Source organism: Pseudofrankia sp. EUN1h, from assembly GCF_001854645.1.
Taxonomy (GTDB): domain Bacteria; phylum Actinomycetota; class Actinomycetes; order Frankiales; family Frankiaceae; genus Pseudofrankia; species Pseudofrankia saprophytica.
The window spans coordinates 47551-68368 of the sequence record NZ_MBLN01000081.1; the positions used below are offsets into that span (position 1 = coordinate 47551).

The window sequence follows — 20818 nt, forward strand, 5'->3', positions numbered from 1 at the left end:
GCCGTCTCGCGCCGAGGCTCCGCGCGACCCGCGCCAGGCGGTCACACCACCCGCCGCCTCCGCACGCCCGAGGCGTACCCGACCGACCACCCCCGACGGGCGTCACGAGCGCACAACGGGCACACCGCCGGCATTCGGTCTCCGGGGAGGATCGGTTGCCAACTGGTCCTACGGCGACCGGGACCTGCGGCGCTCCGCGCGGGCTGGCGGCGTGGCCACGGCGGGCCCGGTCGACGCGGCGCGAGGGAATGCCGCCGGCGCCTGCGCGGCGGCTTGCCCGCCGCCCACCCACCGACGCGACGCGCTCGACTCGGACAGCCAGGATCCCGGACGGGCACCGCTGGCAAGGCCCAGCGCGAGTCAGCCCTGGGGGCTGCGCCAGGAACCCCCACACCTCGACAAACTGAACTCGCTACGTCGCTAGCTATCTACTACACGTGACTAACAAGTGTCACACCGCCCGCAAGATGAGTGAACACTCACAAATTTATGACCCCACCATACGAGCGCCGGGCATTACGAAGTCTGGCCGGTCATGCAGGCGACATTCCCGAAGGCGCGAATTCCTCGACCGGCTCACGACCACTTCCACCACGATTCCCCAGCCCGGTCTGCCGCGCGGCCGGCAGGAGCCGGCTGCAGATATCGAGGCGAACCGACGTGCGACCAGACGCGGGACCAAAAGAGGACGAAACCGCGACGAGCGGGCATACCCGGCCCTACCCGGTCGGACCTGGACGACGGAGGTGAACCGCCTCCCTCGCCAGCACGGCGCCCGCCGATCCGCACTGCCCCCTCCAGAAGCTCCCACCATCCCGTCCCCGTCGCGGAGCCGTCACGCCTCCAGCCGTGGTGCCGCCCGGGGGGGGGCGGCACCACCCCCCTTGATGGCACCAAAGTGCCATCGGCGCGCGGCGGCGTTTTCCGGGGTCAGAGCCTTTCTGGTCTCCCGGCACCGCGCGAAAAAGTTGCTCCCGCGACGCGTCGCATCGATGCTCCTGAACGCGAAGATCACAAAGGCGGCGGCGATCGTCGCGCCGGTTGTCTTCGGGGTTCCTCAGGTCGACGAACGGCACGGATGTGCCACCGAAGACCGGGTCAGAGAGGGGAGTTGCCTTCTAGAAGAATCCAAAACACAAACACAGAAATCGAAGCCGGGGCGAATTCATTGGTCAATCTCGTCCTACCGACCGGTACCCCTAGAGTCACCGCGTCCGGTGACCGGACCGCAATCGGGCACGAGAAGACCCACGCCGGCGACGCCTGACGGCAACGACCCCGCCTGCCGATGCGCCAGGCCAACGGTGAGATCACCATTGGCTGCCATCACCGGGTAGGCGGCGCGTCCACGATGTCGAATGGCATCTCTTCCTTCGCCGACCCAGATTCAGCAGGCCGCCGCGATCCTGGCCAGCCRGTTCGGCAGGCCGCGACCGGCCATTTTCGCGTGTCCATGGAAGCGCGCGGTGATGCCGTTGCGAAGGGACCACCCGCACGGTCCGCGCCGTCCGCGCGCCTCATCGCTCCAGGGAGGTCGATGAGCGAATATCTTATACAATAGCGACGACAATCTTCTTGACGGTGCGACAGCAGGGTGCTATTCATATTTCCGGTGTCGCACGGGCCCCCGGCTCGACATCGTTTTCATCCGGTGGGGACGCGCCAGCCCGGCAAGGCAGGCCGGGCTGTCCTCCCGTCGTGCTCACCGGACTTCTTGAGATGGTGTGGAAAGTAGCCAGCCATCTTCTTCGTGCCATCGTCCGCTTCCTCCGGCCCACCCGAGCCGGCCATCGCCCCGATGCATGGCCAGCACCGCAATGGTGGCGTCGGCACACGGTGTTGGCGTTCGCCATGGCCGGGCAGGGAGGCGGATACCGCAATGCGCCGAATTTGGAGGGCAAGATGTCCGACGAGGTAACCCCCGCATTATCCGAGCCAGCCCGTCCGGAACCTTCCACCCGCTTCAGCCGCCGGGGATTCATGGGTGCCGCCGCGGCGGGCGCGGGCGCGGTCGCGTTCGGCGGGCTGGTGGCCGGCGCCACGCCGGCACGGGCGGTGACGACGACCGAGGTGAGCGCACGGGCCGTCATCGTCGGCACCGGCTTCGGCGGCGGTGTCACGGCGCTTCGGCTGGGCAAGGCCGGGGTGTCCACGCTTGTCCTGGAACGCGGCCTGCGGTGGCCGACGGGCCCGAACTCGAACACCTTCGCGACGCTCGCGAACCTCGACAACCGGTCGGCCTGGCTGTCCCCCTACGCTCCGGTGCCGGGAGCCCCGCCCTTCCCGCTCTGGTCGCCCTACACCGGTGTCCTCGAGGTCATCAACGGCAACGGGATAACGGTCAACTGCGGCGCCTGCGTCGGCGGCGGCTCCATCATGTACCACGGGATGACGCTGCAGCCAAGCATCACCGAGTTCGCCCGGTCCATGCCGCTGGCGACCGGCCTGTATCCCGAGCTCAACTCGACGTGGTATCCCACCGTCGCCTCGATGCTGGGAATTTCCACCATTCCCAACGACGTCCTCAACTCGAGCCCGTACGCCTCCTCCCGGATCTTCCTGAACGTCGCCCCCAAGGCGGGCCTCCAGACGTTCCGCGTGCCGCTGCCGGTCGACTGGAACTTCGTACGCGGGGAGCTCAACGGCCAGTACAACGCCGCCTACACCAACAGCGACATCGCCTTCGGCGTCAACAACGGCGGGAAGCACTCGATCGATGTCACCTACCTTGCCGCCGCGGAGGCGACGGGCAAGGTGCAGGTGCAGACGCTCCACGTCGTCCGCGACATCAAACTGGGCGCCGACAAGAAATGGGTGCTGTCGGTCGACCGCATCGACACCGGCGGAGCCGTCCTGGAGCACAAGAACATCACCGCGAACGCGGTGTTCCTCAACGCCGGTTCGCCGGGAACGACGCGGCTGCTGGTCAAGGCGAAGGGCAAGAACCTCATCCCGAACCTGCCGGACGCGGTCGGCACCCAGTGGGGAAACAACGGCGACCGCATCTACTCGTGGACCGGCATGAACGACGACCCGGGCACGAAGGAGGGTGGCCCGGCGGCCGTCGGCGGCATCGACCCGCTCAGCGCGATCCCGCTGCGGATCATCCACGCCGGCGCGCCTCCGGCGGCCCTCACCGGCGGGCGTTTCATGACCGTGGTCGGCTTCGGCATCGTCCCCGCTCCTGGGACCTGGGCCTACGACTCAAGCACGGATGACGCCAAGCTGACCTGGCCCACCAACGCCGACGCCGCGCTCCAGACGTTGATCCGCAACAAGATGAACGCCATCGCCCAGGCGGGCGGTGGCACCATGACCGACACCAACGCGACCCAGGCGTCGACGTGGCACGCTCTCGGGGGTGTTCCCATGGGGTCGGCTGTCGACCTCTATGGCCGCGTCCTCGGGCAGAGCGGCCTCTATGTCCTCGACGGCGCCCGGATTCCGGGCTCCACCGGCGCCTGCAACCCGTCCATGACCATCGCGGCGCTCGCCGAGCACAGCATGGCGAGGATCGTCAGCCAGGACATCGGAAGGGTCTTCTAGCAGGTGCCTCGGGACCGCGGCCAGTCAGGAGTTCGACTGGCCGCGGTCCCGAGGCCGGGCCGTGGCGTCGTCGCGCTCGCGAGCTCGATCAGCCGGCGCGAACGTGGGGTGTCAGCGCCGGTGCGCCTTTGACCGGGTGTCCTCGTCGTCGTGGTCCGGCCCGTCCCAGGCCTCGTTGCGCTGGTCGACGCGTTCCCGCCAGGCCGCCGCGTCGGCCGCGCTCGAATACGGACCAAGCCGGCGGTGGCCGGGAACGTCCGGCGGGTTCTCCGGGCGCTGGTGGTCCATACACCACCACCAGCCGGTCGGGTTCCACGCCCGGCTGTCCGCGCCACCCGATCCGCCCTGCCCTGCCCGCCCAGCCCGGCCACCCAGTCCCACGGCCGCCGCGGCCCGGCGCAGTATGTTCGCCATGATCGGACCAGTACCCCGACCGGAGCATGATCGATCTTTTTCGGCGGCTACCAGATGCGCACCCGGTCGGGCGGCTCGAGCCACAGCCCGTCGCCGGGCGCGGTGTCGAAGACCTCGTGGAACTCGTCCAGGTTGCGCACGATGTTGGCGCGGAACTCCGGCGGGCTGTGCGGGTCGGTGGTGAGGTACTGCCGCTCGAGCTCCAGCCGGCGCTTCGTGCGCCACACGTAGGCCCAGTTCGTGAACAGCCGCCGCCGGTCATCGCGCGCCGCCGTTCCGTCCTGGGAGATGACGTAGGCCCGGTGCGCGATGGTCAGACCGCCGAGATCGCCGATGTTCTCACCGACGGTGAGCGCGCCGTTCACCTTCTCCCCCGGCAGGTTGCGCGGCTCGAAGGCGTTGTACTGCTCTACCAGCGTCTTCGACCTCACCTCGAAGGCGGCCTTGTCGGCCGGTGACCACCAGTCGTTGAGGTTGCCGGCGCCGTCGTACTGCGCCCCCTGGTCGTCGAAGCCGTGTCCCACCTCGTGACCGATGACGGCGCCGATGCCGCCGTAGTTCTCCGCCGGGTGAGCCTCCGGGCTGAAGAACGGCTTCTGCAGGATGCCGGCCGGGAAGCAGATCTCGTTGGTGCCGGGGTTGTAGTAGGCGTTGACGGTCTGCGGGAGCATGAACCACTCGTCACGGTCGACCGGCGAACCGATCTTGGCCAGCTCCCGGTCGGTCTCGAACGCGGCGGCGGCCAGGGCGTTGCCCATCAGGTCGTCGCGGCGGACCCGCAGCTGCGAGTAGTCCCGGAACTGGTCGGGATAGCCGATCTTCGACCGGAACGTCGCGAGCTTCTCGTACGCCCGCCCCTTGGTCTCTTCGGTCATCCAGTCCAGCCGGGAGATCGACTCGCGGTAGGCCGCGAGCAGGTTCGCGACCAGCTCGTCCATCTGCGCCTTGGCGCGCGGCGGGAAGTGACGGGTGACGTACTCCTTCCCGACCGCCTCACCGATCGCGCCCTCGACGAACGACACCGCGCGCTTCCACCGGGCCCGCAGCTCGGGCGTACCACTGAGCGTACGGCCGTAGAAGTCGAAATGAGTCTCGGCGAACTCGTCGGACAGATAGGGCGCCGCCGAGCGCAGCACCTGGCCCACCAACCAGTCACGCCACACCTCGATCGGCGTGTCGACCAACACCGTCGAGAGGTGCTCGAGATACGACGGCTGCCGCACGCACACCTCCGCCAGCGTCGCGTGCGGACCGGTCAGCTGACCGCCGAGACCGGTCACGTAGACGTCCCAGGCGAACGCCGGGCAGAGCGCCGCCAGCTCCTCGGCCGTCATCAGGTTGTAGGTCCGCTGGACGTCGCGGGTCTCCGCCCGTTCCCAGTGCCCCTTCGCGAGCTGGGTGTCCAGGGCAAGGATCCGCTCCGCGGCGCCCTCCGGATCGGGGTGCTCGCCCAGCCCGAGCATGCGGGTCAGGTAGGCGACGTACTTCTGCCGGATCTCGGCGAACCTGTCATCCCGGTAGTACGACTCGTCCGGCAGGCCGAGGCCTCCCTGGAGAAGGTGGAACAGGTAGCGGTCGGAGTTGCGGTCGTCGGTGTCGACGTAGGTGCCGAACAGCCCACGTCCGCCGGACCGCTCGAACTCGCCGAGGAACGCGGCCAGGTCGCGCACGTCGCGCACGCCGCGCGCGGCGTCCAGCAGCGGCCGCGCCGGGTCCAGCCCGAGTGCCTGGATCGCCTCGGTGTCCAGGAAGGAGTTGTAGAGGTCGGCGATCTTCCGCGCGTCCTCGCTCTGGGCCGCCGGGTCCTGCGCGGCGACGTCGGTGATGATGTCGCGGACCTGCTGCTCGGCGGCATCGGCCAGCTGCACGAACGGGCCCCAGCTCGAACGGTCGGCCGGGATCTCCGACTCGGCGAGCCAGCGGCCGTTCACATGGCCGAACAGGTCGTCCTGGGGTCGTACGTCGAGGTCCATGCCCTCGCGGGCGTCGTCGAGGATGCTCACAGAACGGAAGTCTCCAGTCCATCGGGCGTTCAGGGAAGCATCCCGCCGGGAGTCCTCCGACCGCCAGCCCGTTCCCCGGCTCTCCCCAGGACTATCCCAGGATCAGCTCTTGATCGACTTCTTGGGCTGGGGATACCCGCGGTCGGCGGCGCTTGGAGCATCCTCCGCCGCCCCCGCCCCGAGGCGAGCACAAGATCGGGAGCGTTAGTCGGCGAGCGGCGGGGAAGGGACCGCGCAGATCACCGGAGAGCGGAGACAGAATCTGATGAGTGTGCTGCGCAGCCTCCTGCACGGGCTCGACGACCGGACCCGCACCGAGACGACCGAGATCATCGCACGCAACATCGCCGAGGAACGCGCACAGGCACCGGAGGCGTCCCGCCGCCGGGCCGCGGACGTCGGGACCCGTTCTCGCCGATCCAGCGGCCCTCGCCGCCGCGGCCGCGACGTGCCCGCTCCGGAAACGCCCGAGTAACCGCACATCAACCGGCACCTCGCGCAGGATCGCGCGATCGCGAGGTTTTCGCATGTCAAAGCCCGCGGGTGGCCGTGGTGTCGGTCAGACACGGCCTATGGCGGAGTCTGCTTACAGTAGCTCGATTCAGACAATCCGTTGTGACTGGTACCGCGTCACTCGTCTAGGGTAACCAGAAAGGACGCGCCGAGGAGACAACAGTGACCACGAACGCTGTGCCCGACCCCGACAGCGCCCACCTTCCCATGATCGATATTTCTGTTCCGCACTCGGCCCGGGTGTGGAACTACTGGCTCGGCGGGAAGGACAACTACCCCGTCGACCGGGCGATCGGGGACCAGGTTCGCGACCTCTACCCGGAGATCATCGACATCGCCCGCGAGTCGAGGGCCTTCCTGGGCCGGGTGGTGCGCTTCCTGGCCGGCGAGGCGGGCATCCGCCAGTTCCTCGACATCGGCACCGGCCTGCCGACCGCCGACAACACCCATGAGGTCGCCCAGCGCGTCGCCCCGGACTCGCGCGTCGTCTACGTGGACCGGGACCCGCTCGTCCTCATCCACGCCCGGGACTCGCTGACCAGCACGCTCGAAGGCGCGACGGCCTACGTCGACGCCGACGTGCGCGACCCCGAGACCATCCTCACCGCCGCCGCCCGCACTCTCGACCTCACCAGACCGGTCGCGCTGATAATGCTCGGCATTCTTGGCAACGTCGCCGACACCGACGAGGCCCACAGCATCCTCAAGCGGCTCCTCGACGCCGTGCCCGCGGGCAGTTACCTCGTCGTCAACGACGGCACGAACCGCACCGACGAAGCGGCCCCGGCCGCGGACGAAGCCGCCCGCCGCCGCGCGGAGGCCGGCGACCCGTACTACCCACGCACCCCCGAGCAGATCGCCCGGTTCCTCGATGGGCTGGAACTCATCGAGCCAGGCGTGGTCTCCACGTCCCTGTGGCGACCGGAGCCCGGCACGAACCCAGCCCCTGTCGGCAGCCACTGCGGAGTCGCCMGCCGGTAACCCCGGTCCTGTTCGGTAGCTCGCCTGGATCTCCTGGCGCGTCGCCGACAGGAACGAGCTGCCCACGGCCGCCCCGGCTCGCGGTGCCTGGACGACGGTGGTGACTGGAGTCCCTCGAGTCCATCGAGTCCTAGGCGCGCGCCGAGGTATGCTTGATTACATGATTACAGAGGAAGTGCGAGGCTGGTTCACGGGCCGGCTGCCGGCGGCCCTGTTCCAGGAGCTGGTGGAGGTGACGGTCGATCGCGAGGAGATCACCGTGATCGGCCGGATCGAGGAGCCCGAGCTCGCCAAGGGCGTCTCCGACACGGAGCGGAACGCCGCCATCGAGGGCCGCGTCGCCCAGTTCCGGGAGCGCACCCGCGAGGACCGGATGGAGGTCGCCCGTCAGGCCGAGGCGAAGTTCGGGCGAAAGGTGTCCTGGGGCGTGGAGTGCGCCGGCACCCGCGGGCTGTACAGCAACGTCTCCGCGCCGGTGATGACCAGGTTGCGCCAGCCCGAGCGGCAGGTGCTCGACCTGCTCGTCGAGGGCGGCGTGGCACGCAGCCGCAGTGACGCCCTGCTCTGGTGCGTCCGCCTGGTGCAACGCCACACCGGGGACTGGCTGGACGAGCTGAAGGAGTCGCTCGTGCACGTCCAACGAGTGCGCGGCCGCGGCCCCGACGCCGGAACCGACGAGCAGGAATAGGCGCCGGTATCGCCCCAGCGACGGACTGGCGCCACCGAGCAGACACGGAGTCGCCCAGAGCGCGCAGGCGACTCCGCCGACGGACCGCCTGTCGATATTGTCGACATGCCCCACTTGACCACCGCGGTCACCGGGACCGTCCGGGGCTTGGCTCTCGACAGGCGGAACGATGACAAGCTGGGATTTCACGTCCGCGGCACCCGACAGCACGCCGGGTGGTCAGGTTGCGGACCTGCGGACTGACCAGCCGACACCGGCGCGCATGTACGACTACTTCCTCGGCGGCAAGGACAACTTCGAGGTCGACCGGGAGGCCGCCGCCAAGGTCGACGCCGCGCTCGGCCGGACGGTGACCCACGACGTCGTCTGGGAGAACCGCCGGTTCCTGCAGCGGGCGACCCGGTGGCTCGCCCGCGCGGGCATCGACCAGTTCCTCGACATCGGCACCGGCCTGCCCACCCAGGGCAACGTCCACGAGATCGCCAAGCAGGTCATTCCCGCCCCACACGTCGTCTACGTCGACAACGACCCCATCGTGCTGGCCCACGGGCGCGCGTTGCTGGCAGACGACCACACCACCGCGATCATCACCGCGGACGCCCGGAACCCGGCGGGAATCCTCGCCCATCCGGAAACCACCGCGCTGCTGGACTTCTCGCGGCCCGTCGCCGTGCTCCTGGTGGCCCTGTTCCACTTCATCCAGGACGCCGAGGACCCGGGCGGTCTGCTTGCCCAGTTCCTGGAGGCGGTCCCCTCGGGCTCCTACCTGGTCCTGTCCCACCTGACGACCGACGGGCCACCGGCCGAGGGCGTGGCCCGCACCGAGGCCGCGTACCGCAACGCCACCTCACCCATGACGTTCCGGCCACGCGCCACGATCCAGAGCTACTTCGACGGCCTGGACCTCATCGAGCCCGGCCTCGTCCGACCCTGGCAGTGGCACCCGGGCGACGACGAGAGCCCGCGCACCGAGTGGCTGTACGGCGCGGTCGCGCTCAAGCCCTGATGGTCACCGCGCCCTGATGGTCACCGCGCGAAGTGTCGCCGTAGCCGGCGATGGCGGTGCCCGAAGAAGGCGCGGAGCAGGATCCGGAGCAATGGGCCCGCCGGCCACAGGACGACACGCGGTTGCAGGATGACCCGGTCGGTGACGAGGGCCGCGCCGCCGGTCGTGGCCTCGACGGTGCGGTCGTGGACCCATCGCCGCATGCTGAGCATGGTGGATTCCTCGTGGAACCGGCGGCCCGGCTCGAGCTCGGTGAGCATCAGCCGGTCGTAGTCGAACGGCAGGACGCCGAAGAGCCGCAGCCACGCTCGGCCGACCGGCACCCCGAGGCGGATCATTTCGATGGAGACTTCACCCACGCCGTGGGGCAGCGTCATCGTCATCCAGGGACGCATCTCGTCGTTGATGCCCTCGGGCGTCACGACCCGATGCCAGACCGTTTCCGCGGACGCGGGAACGACGCTGGTCAGCTCGAAGGACCACTGGTTTCTCATGCGCCTCATGTTGACCGGTTTCACGCGTGGGTCAGGACGAGCCGCTCCCCGCGATTGCCGCCGTGCTGGCGCCGATGGCCGCGCTGGCTGCCGCCTGGGCCTCCCGCAGGACGCGCACCACGACCGGGGCGACCGGCGTCGCCGACGTGGCGGTGGCTATCCGCTCCTTGGCGTGCTCGCGGTCGGCGCGGTCCGGTGCCACGACCTCGAGGAGCCGCGACGGTCCGGTGAGCGCGAGCAGTGCGGCGGTACGGGCGTCGAGTGGGCCACTGCCACGAGCCGCCTGCCGCGAGCGGCGCACGATGTCGTCGCGCAGATCGGTCCGCAGCACCGGGAACCGGGTGACCGGGAACAGCAGAATCCGTCGCCGTTCCCGCCCGACCACCTTCTCCTCGACGAGGCGATCGAGCACCACGCTCCACACCCCGCCCAGCGCCTTGTCGAGCCGGCGCACCTGGTCGACGGCGCGACGGCCCTTCACCTCGCCGATCGCGCGGTGCGCCGCCGCCAGCAGTGGGTCGGACGGTGGCGGCCCCACCGGGTGAAACCGCTTCCCGTCCAGGATCACGACGTGCGCGAGGCCGAGCTCGGCGATGAGCGCGCCGCTCAGCGTCGTGGTCAGCGGCTGCCGTGACGAGTTCACCGACGAGCCCTTGGCCGGATCGAGAGCGAGCAGGAGTAGTTCCTCGGCGATGAGCACGATCCACCTCCACGGTTGCCTGGATCGGCATCGAAATCCGGCCACGATCCCGCATTCGACGATCCCGAATTCGACGCGCTGACGGTTATGCGGTTATGCCGGCGACGGGCGGTTGGGATGCCTTCTGGCATCCCGACCGCCCGTTCAGGTGGACGTCGCCCGCAAACGGCTGCCTGGCGTGACCTGCCAGCCGACCGATCCGTGTCTCCTATGGGCTGACGGGATCGATCCTCAGCGCCGCGGCGTCAGCGCAGGACGCGGCGGTGGCTCGCGGCCCGGTAGACCAGCAGGACGAGAATCGCGCCGATGATGGACCCGATGATCCCGGACGGCTGCAGCGCGCCCTCATTCAGGTCCTTGCCGAAGATGAGGTATCCAAGGAATCCGCCGATGAACGAACCGACGACGCCGACGACGATGGTCGCCACGACACCCATCGGGTCACGGCCGGGCACGAGGAAACGCGCGATCGCGCCGGCAACAAGGCCGAGCAAAAGCCAGAAGATGATGGTCCAGACCATGGGAGCCTCCAGGTAGGCGAAGCACTTCGACGATCACCCGTCATGATTTCCAGAGCTTTATCCCACCCGTCGCGCCACCCAAACACAGAAGTTCGCCGACGTTAGTTCGCCGACGTTGCCGCCAGGAGCGGCAACGACCCTTCCGACTGCCAACGAGCCACTTCGGCGCAATGCGCGGTCAATTCGTGACCTTGCGTATCCAGCATCGTGACGGTCAAGGTCGATCTCGCCCTCGTCCCGCCGTGCGCCGTCCAGCCCCGTTCAGTCTTCAGAGCACGGCGAACCCATCCGCGGCGGGTGCCGGACGGCTAGGGCGCGGTGAGGGCTTCGGTGGGTTGGAGGCGGGAAGCGCGGATGGCGGGGTACAGCCCTGCGACCCCGCCGATGGTGACAGCGGCGCCGAGAGCGAGACCCATCGTCCAAGGTGGGACGACGGTGGGCCAGCTCTGGAGGGTGGCGTAGCAGGTGGTCACGCCGACGCCGAGGACAAGTCCCGCTATCCCGCCAAGCGTGGACAGCAGCAGCGCCTCGGTCAGGAACTGGTTGCGGATGTCGCCGCGGGTGGCTCCGAGCGCGCGGCGAAGTCCCACCTCACCGCGCCGTTCGAGGACGGAGATGACCATCGTGTTCGCGACGCCGATTCCGCCGACGAGCAGGGCCACCATCCCGAGGCCGAGCAGCAGCGCGCCCAGCGTGGAGTCGGCGGCGTGCTGCGCGGCGAGCGCGTCGGAGGGGCGCGAGACGTCGACCTCGTTCGGCGCCGACGGACTGGCGGTGCGGGCGAGCAGAGTCTGGGTGTCCTCGACGTGGCCGGGGTTCGCGCGGGTGTAGACGGTCGTCGGGAAGGTGTCGAAGCCGAGCAGGTCGGTCGCGGCGGGCCAGCCGACGAGGGCCGCGCGGTCGAGCTCGGGCGCGAGGCCGACGGGGGCGAGAATGCCGACGACGGTGAACCACTGGCCACCGACGTAGACCTGCTGGTCGGGTCCGGTCGAGTCCACGCCCAGATGGGCCGCCGCGGTCGATCCAAGGACCACGGCGGGATAGTTCTGGGTCGCGTCGTTGAGATAGGCGCCGGCGACGAGGTCGACGCCGACGGTGGCAGGTAGGTCGAGCCGGCTCGCCAGGACGGCGATGCTGCCGGATTCCGCGGCTGGGATGCGGTCGTTGCGGTAGACCCTGGCGTCTGGGACGAGGCCGATGGCGCTGACTGATTCGACGTCGCCGATGGCGTCGATCATCGTGACGGCCTCGGCCGGCAGGTGTGCCTGCTCGCCGAAAAGGTTCTGACCCGGGCCGATGGTGAGCAGGTTGGTGCCGAGCGAGGCGATCTCACGGTGGAAGTCCTCCMGGCTGGAGGACGAGATGCCCAGGACCGCGATCATGGCCGCGATGCCGATCGCGATGCCTAGGGCGGACAGCGCGACGCGGGTGGGCCGCGCACGCAGACCGGCGGCGCCGCCCCGAAGAAGGTCGCGTGCCGTGAGATGGCTCGGGCGAAGCGCGCGGCCAGCGTCGGCCAAGGGCCGGGCGGTGGTCATGTAAGAGCCCCCCGGAGCGAAGGAATGTCGGCGGTGTCGGCGACCTTGCGGCCGTCTCGCATCTCGATGCGTCTTGGCAGGGCGGTGGCGATGTCGCGGTCATGCGTAATGATCACGACGGTGGTTCCAGCGCGGTGGAGTTCTCGGAGCAGGGCCATCACCTCGGCCCCTGCCGACGAGTCGAGGTTGCCGGTCGGTTCGTCGGCGAGCAGCAGCGCGGGCCCGCCGACGACAGCGCGGGCGATCGCGACGCGCTGGCGTTCGCCGCCGGACAGCTCGTGCGGCCTGTGGTGGATCCGGTGATCGAGCCCGACTCGGGCAAGAGTTGCGCGTGCGCGTTCGAGCCGTTCCACCCGGCGCACGCCGGCGTACAGCAGGCCGTCGGCCACGTTCTCCAACGCCGGGACGCCGGGCGCGAGGTGGAACTGTTGGAAGATGAACCCGATGCGGTGGGCGCGCAGCGCCGACCGTTGATGGTCACTCAGCGCGTGGACTGGCTCGCCCTCGATGGTGACCGTTCCGGTGGTTGGCCCGTCTAGGGTGCCGAGCAGGTTGAGCATCGTCGACTTGCCTGACCCGGAAGGCCCGACGATGCCGACAAGCTCGCCATGGTCGATCCGCAGGCTGACGTCCACCAGGGCGCTGACCCGGCCAAAGCACCTGGACACCCGGTCGAGGACGACGACGGTGGTCGCCGCGGCGTTCATTGGGCGACGCGCACGGCGGCGCCCTCGACGATGCCCGCGCCGCTGATCTCGACCCTGCCGTTCGCGAACATGCCGGTGGTGACGGGTACGAGCGTCGCGTGCTCGTCCCGGACCGTCTGGACCGCATACCCGCCGTGCGGGTTCGCCATCAGCGCAGTGATCGGCACGCTCAGCACGTCCAGCCGCTGCCCCGTGACGATCGTCAGTGTTACCGGCGACGAGTCGAAGCCACCGGCGAGCGCGGAGGGATCATCAAAGGACACGATCACGGTGACGAAGGTCTTCTTCTGCTCCTCGATGGTCTGCGCGACGGTGCCAACGCTGCTGACCGTGCCACCAAGCCGCTGACCGGTCGGAAGGGTGACGGTCGCCGGGTCGCCGGTGCGGACGAGATGCTGCAGGGACACGTCCAACGGGATCGACGCGACCTGTCTGGTGCCGCTGAACGTGATGACCTGCTGGTTGGGTTGCAGGCCCAAATGGCTGCCGACCGGGGTGGTCTGCAGGGCGACCCGGATGTCGCCGTCATGGACGAAGATCTGGTCAGGCGGGACGGTCCCCGTGACGGGTAGCCCGCTCTTCCCCTGCCACGCCTGCACAGCCGAGACGGTGGCGGCATCGAAGGTGTCGTCGGCGGTGACACCGGCGCCGAGGTAGCCGAGCTCCTTGAGACTGGCTTCCAGCTCCTTCACATCGGGCCCGACCGTGCCAGCGGCGAGCGTCCGATACGGCGTCGCGGTGCCGTGCAGCAGAATGACCGGCCTGCCGTCGACCGCATAGACGGGTTGGCCGATCTTCACCGTCGTTCCCGGCGCGGCGATCCAGGTGACGACTCCGGACTGTTGCTGGGCGACGAGCCCGACCGGCTCGCCGTAGGAGATAAGGCCGCCGACCTGCTGGGTCTGGGTGAGGGTGCCCCGTTCGACCGTCGCGGTCGCCGCGGGAACCGGGTTGCTCGATTGCCCCGGCGAGCCGCCGCCGAATCCCACCGCGGCGGCGACGATCAGCGAGACGACTCCCGCGCCCGCGACGACGAGCAGGTGCCGGCCGGATGGGCGCCGCGGCGAGGCCACCAGCCGGGCGATCAGCGCCCGCGCGCCGGGCCCGCTCGGCGCACGCCGACCACCGGTCGTCCGCTCGGCCGCCGCCGGCGGGGCGGTCGTGCCCCGCTCCCCCGGCTCTGTCTCGTTCGTCCCGCTCTCGGCCATGGTCACGCGCCGGCCTCGTCGAGGATGCCCTGGCAGTGCTGGGCGGCCTGCTGGAACGCCGGATCGTCGCGGTCGACATCGGCGCCGGCGAACAGGCCACCGGATGAACCAGGCTGTGGGTCGGGGAAGTCAGGTAGGCCGTTGTCGCGCATGCACTGCGCGAAGGCGACGTAGACGTCGAGGTCCGCGTCGCTCGGCTCTCCTCGGCCGCCTGCGGGCAGAAGGCTCTGGCAGGCCGACAAGGCCTCCTTGACGGCCGGATCGGCCGGATCGGCGCCCTCGCCGAGCTGCGGAACGCCGGTGGATGGATCCGGGTCAGCCATGTCGATACCGTGGTCGCGCATACACTCGGCGTAGGTCTGAGCTGGCGGCGTCGCCGCGGCACTACCGCCAGGCGCCGCGCTCGCGCCTGCCCCGGAGCCGCACCCGGCCAGCACCGCCGCCACCAGGCTCAGGCCGACCGTCGCGGCCGCAAACGGTCGCGTCGTGGTTCGAATCATCCGCTTCCTCCATCACCAGGCCGGGACGGCGCCCAAGCACACCGCCCAGTGGACGGCGCCGCCGATAACCACGCCGTAACGGCGGGCGGCGCTGGTTATCCGCTGGTTATGCGAGGTGCGGCACGCTGCACAGGTCACCGGTCAGGAGAGGGGTGGGCAGCGCCGTGGTTCGGGTGATGATCGTGGAAGACGAGCCGCAGCTCGCCGACGCGCTGCGCGAGGCGTTGGCCCGGGAGTCGTTCGCGGTCGACGTCGCCCACGACGGCGGCGAGGCCCTGGAGAAGTGCGCCGCCCACGACTACGACGTCGTGGTCCTGGACCGAGACCTGCCAGTCGTGCACGGCGACGACGTCTGCCGCGCGATCGTGGCGGCCAGGCGCCCGACCCGGATCCTGATGCTCACCGCCGCCTCGGCGATTCGCGCCCGCGTCGAAGGACTCGCGATCGGCGCCGACGACTACCTGGTCAAACCCTTCGCGCTGGCCGAGCTGTCCGCCCGGGTGCACGCCCTGGCGCGGCGCACCCTGCCTGCCGCCGCACCGGTTCTCGAACGCTCCGGACTGCGGGTGGACCAGACCAGCCGAACCGTCACCCGCGACGACCGACCAGTCATGCTCACGAACAAGGAATACGCGCTCCTCGTCGAGCTCCTCCGCGCCGACGGCGGGGTCCTGTCCGCCGAACGACTGCTGGAGAAGGTCTGGGACGAGAACATCGATCCCTTCACCAACACCGTCCGCGTGACGGTGATGAAGTTGCGCCGCAAACTCGGCACACCCCAGCTGATCGAAACGCTGCCAGCGGCGGGATACCGCATCCCATGAGCCGCCTGAGCCTGCGCGCCCGCCTCACCATTCTCTACGGAATGCTGTCCCTCCTCGCCGGGGCGGTCATCCTGACGCTGCTCTACCTGGTCGTCCAGGCCCGTCTCGATGCCAGGCTCGCCGGAGACTCCGACTCCCGCATCGCCGCCCTCCGGCAGAAGGCCGGCCAGTCGAGAGAAGCGACGATCACCACGCCCAACGGAAACCGGATCAGCCTCGACGAGCTCGTCGACCAGATCAGGGACAACGAGGAGAAGATCAGGAACGCCGCCCTCGACACGCTGCTCGTGCCGGGCAGCGGCATCGTTCTGGTCATCAGCCTCGCCACCGCGGGCACCGGTTGGATCCTCGCCGGACGCGGCCTACGACCGCTCCAGACCATCACCATCGCCGCTGGACAGATCGCCCGGTCCACCGGCCCCCAGCGCGATCTGGGCCGACGCATCGGGCTCTCCGGGCCCAGCGACGACATCAAACGGCTCGCCGACGCCTTCGACGCCATGCTCGAGTCCCTCGACCGCGCATTCGACGGCCAACGCCGTTTCGTCGCGAGCGCCTCCCACGAGCTTCGCACCCCGCTCGCACTCGAACGAGCCGTGATCGAGCTCGCGGCCACCAAGCCCGGCGCGCATCCAGACACCGTGCACCTCGCCGAGCGCCTGCTGGCCGTCAACGCGAGGAACGCCGACCTCGTCGACAGGCTCCTGACCCTCGCCGACGGCGGCAACGAACTCACTGAACCCATGCCCGTCGACCTCGCTGACATGGCGGCGGACATCCTCATCCAAACCGRCACGGACAATCCGACGAGCCCTCGGATCGACGCCAACCTCACGGCGGCTCCGGTGCTCGGAGACCCCATCCTGCTTCACCAGCTCGTCCGCAACCTCGTCGAGAACGCCATCGACCACAACGTGCCCGGCGGCTGGATCACCATCCGCACCGAGATGACCGACGCCCACGCGCACCTCATCATCGCCAACAGCGGCCCGCGACTCCTCCCCCACGACATCGACGGACTCTTCGAACCGTTCCGGCGTGGCCGACCCAACCAGGCAGGCGATACCGGCCGGCGTGGGTTCGGCCTCGGCCTCGCGATCGTCAAGGCCATCGCTGACAGCCACCACGCGCGCGTCACCGCCCAGCCCGGCAACGACGGAGGGCTGAGCCTGCGGATCACATTCCCAACCAGGATCGATCCCTGACATACGACGAAGCCCGAACTGGGCATCCAGTTCGGGCTTCGTCGATCGCGGAAGGCGACCGTCGCGTCGCCAGCTGGGACGTGGCCGTCGCCGCCATCACCGGCCTGGCTGGACCGGTCAGATCAGGTCGTCGGCGATCGCCTGAAGGCTGGCCAGCTCCCGTGCGGCCCAGCCTTCGTCGACGGACTCGGTACCGCGGAACCGGGGCTTGTCGACGAGATGGAACCGCAGGTTGGCTACCGTACCCGCGACCGCGAGCCAGGGCAGGACAGCCAGATCGCGCGGGCCGAGCGGGCGGACCTCGGTATATCCGGCGGCGAACGCGTCCCAGAACGGCGTGGCGCGCACCCCGGTCAGGTCGCTCGCGCGCCACCCATCACCGGCGAGATCAAAATCATAAATGACCAGACCGCCGCTGGTGAGACGAATGTTATCCAACGACACGTCGCCGTGGCAGGGCCCACGGTCGAGACCGTCGGCATGCTCGACGATCTGGCGCCGAGCCCGAGCCGCGACCCGACGAACGACATCCCGCGTCTCTGGCTGGTCGCGAAGCGCGGAAAGCACGGCTGCCAGCGGCTCGTCCAACATCCGCTCCAGGATGAACCCCCTGCCAGGTCGAACAGCGCGGAACGAGTCCCCAGCGGTATGCAACCGCGCAACGAGCCGACCGAAGTCGCGGTGGAGGGTCCCGTCGAACGGCTCCTCGGGCTTACACCCGTCGACATGCTCGGACAGCGCGAACGGTCGAGGGCCTTCCGGAGCGGCCAATTCACCGACGAGCTGGCCGCCCACGAGCGGCACGATCCTGGCCACGGGAACGCCGGCCGCCGCCAGATGAGCGACGAACTCCAGCTCCCAGGCCACCTCGGCATTCGACCGGCGGCCGTGGCAGTAAATCTTCAGCACATGACGCCCGCCCACGGAACGGACCTCGTAGACGTCGTTCACGAACGACCTCAACAGCATGCATCCCTCGACCACCAGCCCGTAGGCCTCCTCGACGACCACTCGCAGCGCGTCGGGCGCGAACACCGAACGCAGCACCGCCGTCACACCCCCGTATCCCGCACTACGCACGAACCGGCCTTTCCCGTCAACCGGGCGAAATTTCCCGCGCCCTCAGCCGTCTGAACCGGATGCCCTGATGCGACGAGGCCCGAACTGGGCATTCCAGTTCGGGCCTCGTCGATCGGAGGGCGACCGCCACGTCGCCGGACGGGACGCGGTCACGGATCACATGTACAGCAGGCTCCCGAGGACCACACCGACCACCGTGCCCACGATCGCCACGATCGTCGCCGTCTTGCCTCGGCTACTCCCCTTGCCCCAGGCCACGGCACCGCAGACGACCCCGGCGACCCCGGCGAGCGGGAACACGACACCGAGCACGCCCAGGACGAATCCCAGAATCCACAGCACGCGGACGCCGGAGGATTCGCCGGCGGGGTCAGCGCCGTACCGATGGGGCGAGCGGYCATACTGCTCCTGCCCGGATTCCGGATAGGGCATGAGCCCGGTCTGGTCGCCCGGCGGAACCGGGTACCCGGGATGCGGAGCGGCCTGGCCATCGGCGTTCTGGACGGCTCCCCCGTCCGGCAGTGCATACGGGTTGCTGTCCGTGACCCGCGAGTTCGCGGTGTCGGGCACTGACGTGGGCCTCGTCATTTCGACTCCGTTCTCTGCGTGTCCGTTCTGCGTCTACGTCGTCTGCTCCTACCCGGGTTTCCGCCGGACTCACCTGCAAGCTGACAGGAAATGGCGATTACCGCTGAAGTGTGTGGTCGATCAGCCCAGACGGCCCGCAGCCAGCTGCGGGCCGCCGACTGCGGCTAGGCTTTGGGGTGGCAGTTCAGACCGTGCTCTGCCGCGGCGGGCGCGGCCTCGAGAGGGTGTTCGAGCACCCTCTCGAGGGCCCGTCCGACTGGACGGCGCCTACTCGCAGAAGACACGCACCTTGGCATCGGGCTGGTCGACCTCCACGGTCATCTCGTCGAGGTGCTCCACGAGTGCCTCGAGCTGTTCGGGCTTGAGCTGCGTCAGGTCGAACGGCACGCCCGACTTGTTCAGTTCGACGTTCGCCCGACCCAGTGCCTGTGGGGGGATCAGGGCCGCCAGCCTTACGCCGGCCCGCAGCAGCTGCAGCGGCACCCGCACGTTGACCCGCCCCGGCTCGCCGTTCTCCAGGGTGTTCACCACCACCCGCAGGTACTTCGCCCTGCCCTTCGGCCGGGTGTCGAGACTCGACGCCGTCGGCGGCTGGTCCCGTTCGAGCGCGGCGATGAGCTGCTCCGCCTCCACCGCGGTGATCTTTCCTTCGGCCAGCATGTCGAGGATGTCCTTGCGCTGTTCGTTCATCGGGTCCTCCTATCGGATGGTTATGAGCACGGCCGTTCGGCCCTGCGCGATGTCGACCCGGGTGCCGGGCAACGCGGAGACGAAGCGCCAACCGGTGCCGAGTGCCCGCACCGCGCTGACGCGGTAGACKAGGCAGGCCACGGCGGCCACCAATACGGCCAGGACGACGAAGGGCGAGAGCACGAGCACCACGGGGAGTACCGGGACCCAGATCCGGGTGGGACGACCGTCCGGGTGTTCGACCCGCGCGGTCACCAGCTGCGGCATCATCCGCGACCCTCCAGTGCGGCCAATGCCTGCTGGGCGGTGATCTCGCTGCGGCGCAACCGATCGATGATGTCGGCCCGCGACGGCGCCGGATCGGTCTCGACGAAGTCGAGCATCTGCGTGATCCGGTTCAGTCGCGACTTGATCGTCGGGTAGCTCACCCCGAAGATCCGCTCCATCTCCTTGATGGAACCGTGACACCGCACGAACGCCGTCACGAAGACCTGATCCTCGACGCCCAGCTGAGCCAGTTGCGGCAGCTCGAACTCGCCCTCGATCGCGACGCCGCTCCCAGCCAGGCGCACCCGCTCGACGGCGAACGGCTGACCCCGGGTCAGGTTCGTGAGTTCCTGCCAGTCCATCGCTTGCCCTGTCATATTTCAAGTTGTATCCGACTTGTGTTCAACTTTCAATATGTTGATCTTAATTTTCTTAGAAGCGGGCTTCCTTCGGGCTCCTTGCTGGTCCGCTGGTGCCCCCAGGCGCCGGACCGCGGGAAGGCTCAACCGGTGAGGGGGCGGCGGGCCGGTCGAGCACCGCGCTGAAGTCGTGGGCCGCCAGGTGGCCGAAGCCGACGCGCAGGTGGCCGAAGCCGACGCGGAAGAACCGGTCGTGCTCGCCGAACCGGGAGCCCGGTGCCACCCGCGGGTCTCGAGCGTGGCGAGACGGGCGCGGAAGCCGGCGACCGGGCCGCTGGCAGCCCATGACGACCTGACCTACGACGTCATCTGACGACGTCGTAGGTCAGGTGTGTCGCGGTCGACGTCGAGACCACACTCCGCTGCACCAGCGTGCGCGGCGCCGCGCCGGTGAACAGCGGCGTCCCGGCGCCCAGCACCACGGGCGCGAGGTGCAGCGTCAGCATGTCGACCAACCCGGCGTCGAGCGCCGAGCCGATCGTGGCGCCGCCGCCCATGAGGACGACGTCGAGATCCTGGCCGCTGTCCGACGACGCCGCCTCCGCCCGCACGCGCGCGGCGGTGACGGCGTCGGGCAGGCCGGTGGTGATGAACGTCCAGTCGAGATCGGAGAGCCGCACCGACTCCGGCGGCGAGCTCGTCACGACGACGAACGCGGGCTTGCCGACCTCGCCGGCGCCGTAGCCGGTCTCGTCGTTCCAACCCTTCGGCCCGTCGACCAGGTCGAACAGCCGGCGCCCGAGGATGACGGCGCCCGAACGGGACGTCGACTCGCGCAGGATCTGTCGATCGTCAGCGCTGTCGGAGAACGCCCAGATGTGCAGGGCTTCCCCTCCGATGCCCAGACCGCTGTCCGGTCCGGGGTCGGGCCCGGTGACGAAGCCGTCGAGGGAGATCGAGATGTCCGCGATGATTCGGGTCATGCC

The 20818-nt window shown here is 69.3% G+C and carries 23 protein-coding genes; 8 read left to right on the forward strand and 15 right to left on the reverse strand.

The genetic code is table 11. The features are described 5' to 3' along the window. The first annotated feature begins 1902 nt into the window (after positions 1-1902). Complete coding sequence (locus tag BCD49_RS32590; RefSeq protein WP_007515698.1) at positions 1903-3546, forward strand: GMC oxidoreductase; 1644 nt, start codon at positions 1903-1905, stop codon at positions 3544-3546. Positions 3547-3657: 111 nt separating this feature from the next. Here BCD49_RS32590 and BCD49_RS41330 read toward each other — a convergent pair whose 3' ends face one another. Continuing rightward, positions 3658-3960 (reverse strand): hypothetical protein, encoded by a 303-nt coding sequence (locus BCD49_RS41330; protein WP_007515699.1) that lies wholly within the window; start codon positions 3958-3960, stop codon positions 3658-3660. Between the two features lie 47 nt (positions 3961-4007). Continuing rightward, the gene (locus BCD49_RS32595; protein ID WP_007515700.1) at positions 4008-5963 is read right to left on the reverse strand and encodes a M13 family metallopeptidase; all 1956 of its coding nucleotides are present in this window, start codon (positions 5961-5963) and stop codon (positions 4008-4010) included. 265 nt (positions 5964-6228) lie between these two features. Between BCD49_RS32595 and BCD49_RS32600 the strand changes: the two genes are divergently transcribed. From BCD49_RS32600 to BCD49_RS32615, 4 genes are all read left to right on the forward strand, one after another. Next, positions 6229-6438: a hypothetical protein gene (locus BCD49_RS32600; RefSeq protein WP_007515701.1), complete on the forward strand. Its 210-nt coding sequence runs from the start codon at positions 6229-6231 to the stop codon at positions 6436-6438. 200 nt (positions 6439-6638) lie between these two features. Next, positions 6639-7457, forward strand: a complete 819-nt coding sequence (locus BCD49_RS32605; protein WP_083401838.1) for an SAM-dependent methyltransferase — start codon at positions 6639-6641, stop codon at positions 7455-7457. Between the two features lie 160 nt (positions 7458-7617). Beyond that, positions 7618-8145: a hypothetical protein gene (locus BCD49_RS32610; RefSeq protein WP_007515703.1), complete on the forward strand. Its 528-nt coding sequence runs from the start codon at positions 7618-7620 to the stop codon at positions 8143-8145. Positions 8146-8314: 169 nt separating this feature from the next. After that, the gene (locus tag BCD49_RS32615) at positions 8315-9151 is read left to right on the forward strand and encodes an SAM-dependent methyltransferase (protein ID WP_007515704.1); all 837 of its coding nucleotides are present in this window, start codon (positions 8315-8317) and stop codon (positions 9149-9151) included. 20 nt (positions 9152-9171) lie between these two features. On the opposite strand, the gene BCD49_RS32620 is transcribed toward BCD49_RS32615, so the two are convergent. The 7 genes from BCD49_RS32620 to BCD49_RS32650 all read right to left on the reverse strand — a co-directional run bounded on the left by BCD49_RS32620 (position 9172) and on the right by BCD49_RS32650 (position 14819). Continuing rightward, a complete protein-coding gene (locus tag BCD49_RS32620; protein WP_007515705.1) occupies positions 9172-9645 on the reverse strand; it encodes a hypothetical protein in 474 nt (157 codons plus the stop codon). A 31-nt stretch (positions 9646-9676) separates the two neighbouring features. Beyond that, complete coding sequence (locus BCD49_RS32625; protein WP_007515706.1) at positions 9677-10345, reverse strand: GOLPH3/VPS74 family protein; 669 nt, start codon at positions 10343-10345, stop codon at positions 9677-9679. A 245-nt stretch (positions 10346-10590) separates the two neighbouring features. After that, on the reverse strand, positions 10591-10866 hold the full coding sequence (locus tag BCD49_RS32630) for a GlsB/YeaQ/YmgE family stress response membrane protein (RefSeq protein ID WP_007515707.1): 276 nt from the start codon (positions 10864-10866) through the stop codon (positions 10591-10593). 308 nt (positions 10867-11174) lie between these two features. Further along, positions 11175-12404: an ABC transporter permease gene (locus BCD49_RS32635; RefSeq protein WP_071042274.1), complete on the reverse strand. Its 1230-nt coding sequence runs from the start codon at positions 12402-12404 to the stop codon at positions 11175-11177. After that, complete coding sequence (locus BCD49_RS32640; protein WP_007515709.1) at positions 12401-13111, reverse strand: ABC transporter ATP-binding protein; 711 nt, start codon at positions 13109-13111, stop codon at positions 12401-12403. The genes BCD49_RS32635 and BCD49_RS32640 overlap by 4 nt, the downstream gene beginning before the upstream one ends. Further along, the gene (locus tag BCD49_RS32645) at positions 13108-14319 is read right to left on the reverse strand and encodes a peptidoglycan-binding protein (RefSeq protein WP_232794294.1); all 1212 of its coding nucleotides are present in this window, start codon (positions 14317-14319) and stop codon (positions 13108-13110) included. Before BCD49_RS32645 ends, BCD49_RS32640 begins: the two co-directional genes overlap by 4 nt. Positions 14320-14321: 2 nt before the next feature. Further along, positions 14322-14819: a hypothetical protein gene (locus tag BCD49_RS32650; protein ID WP_007515712.1), complete on the reverse strand. Its 498-nt coding sequence runs from the start codon at positions 14817-14819 to the stop codon at positions 14322-14324. 176 nt (positions 14820-14995) lie between these two features. On the opposite strand from BCD49_RS32650, the gene BCD49_RS32655 reads away from it, so the two are divergent. Further along, positions 14996-15643, forward strand: coding sequence for a response regulator transcription factor (locus BCD49_RS32655; protein WP_198535980.1), 648 nt, complete (start codon positions 14996-14998; stop codon positions 15641-15643). Then, positions 15640-16848, forward strand: coding sequence for a sensor histidine kinase (locus tag BCD49_RS32660; RefSeq protein ID WP_071042275.1), 1209 nt, complete (start codon positions 15640-15642; stop codon positions 16846-16848). The genes BCD49_RS32655 and BCD49_RS32660 overlap by 4 nt, the downstream gene beginning before the upstream one ends. Positions 16849-16965: 117 nt before the next feature. Here the strand turns inward: BCD49_RS32660 and BCD49_RS32665 are convergent, their stop codons facing one another. The 5 genes from BCD49_RS32665 to BCD49_RS32685 form a co-directional block, all read right to left on the reverse strand. Then, positions 16966-17928: a phosphotransferase enzyme family protein gene (locus BCD49_RS32665; protein ID WP_007515715.1), complete on the reverse strand. Its 963-nt coding sequence runs from the start codon at positions 17926-17928 to the stop codon at positions 16966-16968. Positions 17929-18084: 156 nt separating this feature from the next. Beyond that, entirely contained in the window at positions 18085-18516 is a 432-nt protein-coding gene (locus BCD49_RS32670; protein WP_071042276.1) for a hypothetical protein, read from the reverse strand. A 267-nt stretch (positions 18517-18783) separates the two neighbouring features. Continuing rightward, positions 18784-19206: an SHOCT-like domain-containing protein gene (locus BCD49_RS32675; protein WP_007515717.1), complete on the reverse strand. Its 423-nt coding sequence runs from the start codon at positions 19204-19206 to the stop codon at positions 18784-18786. A gap of 9 nt (positions 19207-19215) precedes the next feature. Continuing rightward, positions 19216-19476, reverse strand: coding sequence for a hypothetical protein (locus BCD49_RS32680; RefSeq protein ID WP_007515718.1), 261 nt, complete (start codon positions 19474-19476; stop codon positions 19216-19218). Next, the gene (locus BCD49_RS32685) at positions 19473-19835 is read right to left on the reverse strand and encodes a DUF2089 domain-containing protein (protein WP_007515719.1); all 363 of its coding nucleotides are present in this window, start codon (positions 19833-19835) and stop codon (positions 19473-19475) included. The genes BCD49_RS32680 and BCD49_RS32685 overlap by 4 nt, the downstream gene beginning before the upstream one ends. A 199-nt stretch (positions 19836-20034) precedes the next feature. On the opposite strand from BCD49_RS32685, the gene BCD49_RS43785 reads away from it, so the two are divergent. After that, complete coding sequence (locus BCD49_RS43785) at positions 20035-20205, forward strand: hypothetical protein (RefSeq protein WP_157845218.1); 171 nt, start codon at positions 20035-20037, stop codon at positions 20203-20205. Here BCD49_RS43785 and BCD49_RS32695 read toward each other — a convergent pair. Next, complete coding sequence (locus tag BCD49_RS32695; RefSeq protein ID WP_007515721.1) at positions 20198-20815, reverse strand: dihydrofolate reductase family protein; 618 nt, start codon at positions 20813-20815, stop codon at positions 20198-20200. The two genes, BCD49_RS43785 and BCD49_RS32695, sit on opposite strands and share 8 nt — an antisense overlap. Between the last annotated feature and the right edge of the window lie 3 nt (positions 20816-20818).

What these genes read in the sequence shown, in the direction of transcription:
- BCD49_RS32590 (WP_007515698.1), top strand. Translation starts at nt 1,903, where the DNA reads ATGTCCGACGAGGTAACCCCCGCATTATCCGAGCCAGCCCGTCCGGAA.
- BCD49_RS41330 (WP_007515699.1), bottom strand. Translation starts at nt 3,960, where the DNA reads ATGGCGAACATACTGCGCCGGGCCGCGGCGGCCGTGGGACTGGGTGGC.
- BCD49_RS32600 (WP_007515701.1), top strand. Translation starts at nt 6,229, where the DNA reads ATGAGTGTGCTGCGCAGCCTCCTGCACGGGCTCGACGACCGGACCCGC.
- BCD49_RS32610 (WP_007515703.1), top strand. Translation starts at nt 7,618, where the DNA reads ATGATTACAGAGGAAGTGCGAGGCTGGTTCACGGGCCGGCTGCCGGCG.
- BCD49_RS32615 (WP_007515704.1), top strand. Translation starts at nt 8,315, where the DNA reads ATGACAAGCTGGGATTTCACGTCCGCGGCACCCGACAGCACGCCGGGT.
- BCD49_RS32620 (WP_007515705.1), bottom strand. Translation starts at nt 9,645, where the DNA reads ATGAGAAACCAGTGGTCCTTCGAGCTGACCAGCGTCGTTCCCGCGTCC.
- BCD49_RS32630 (WP_007515707.1), bottom strand. Translation starts at nt 10,866, where the DNA reads ATGGTCTGGACCATCATCTTCTGGCTTTTGCTCGGCCTTGTTGCCGGC.
- BCD49_RS32640 (WP_007515709.1), bottom strand. Translation starts at nt 13,111, where the DNA reads ATGAACGCCGCGGCGACCACCGTCGTCGTCCTCGACCGGGTGTCCAGG.
- BCD49_RS32645 (WP_232794294.1), bottom strand. Translation starts at nt 14,319, where the DNA reads ATGGCCGAGAGCGGGACGAACGAGACAGAGCCGGGGGAGCGGGGCACG.
- BCD49_RS32650 (WP_007515712.1), bottom strand. Translation starts at nt 14,819, where the DNA reads ATGATTCGAACCACGACGCGACCGTTTGCGGCCGCGACGGTCGGCCTG.
- BCD49_RS32655 (WP_198535980.1), top strand. Translation starts at nt 14,996, where the DNA reads ATGATCGTGGAAGACGAGCCGCAGCTCGCCGACGCGCTGCGCGAGGCG.
- BCD49_RS32675 (WP_007515717.1), bottom strand. Translation starts at nt 19,206, where the DNA reads ATGAACGAACAGCGCAAGGACATCCTCGACATGCTGGCCGAAGGAAAG.
- BCD49_RS32685 (WP_007515719.1), bottom strand. Translation starts at nt 19,835, where the DNA reads ATGGACTGGCAGGAACTCACGAACCTGACCCGGGGTCAGCCGTTCGCC.
- BCD49_RS32695 (WP_007515721.1), bottom strand. Translation starts at nt 20,815, where the DNA reads ATGACCCGAATCATCGCGGACATCTCGATCTCCCTCGACGGCTTCGTC.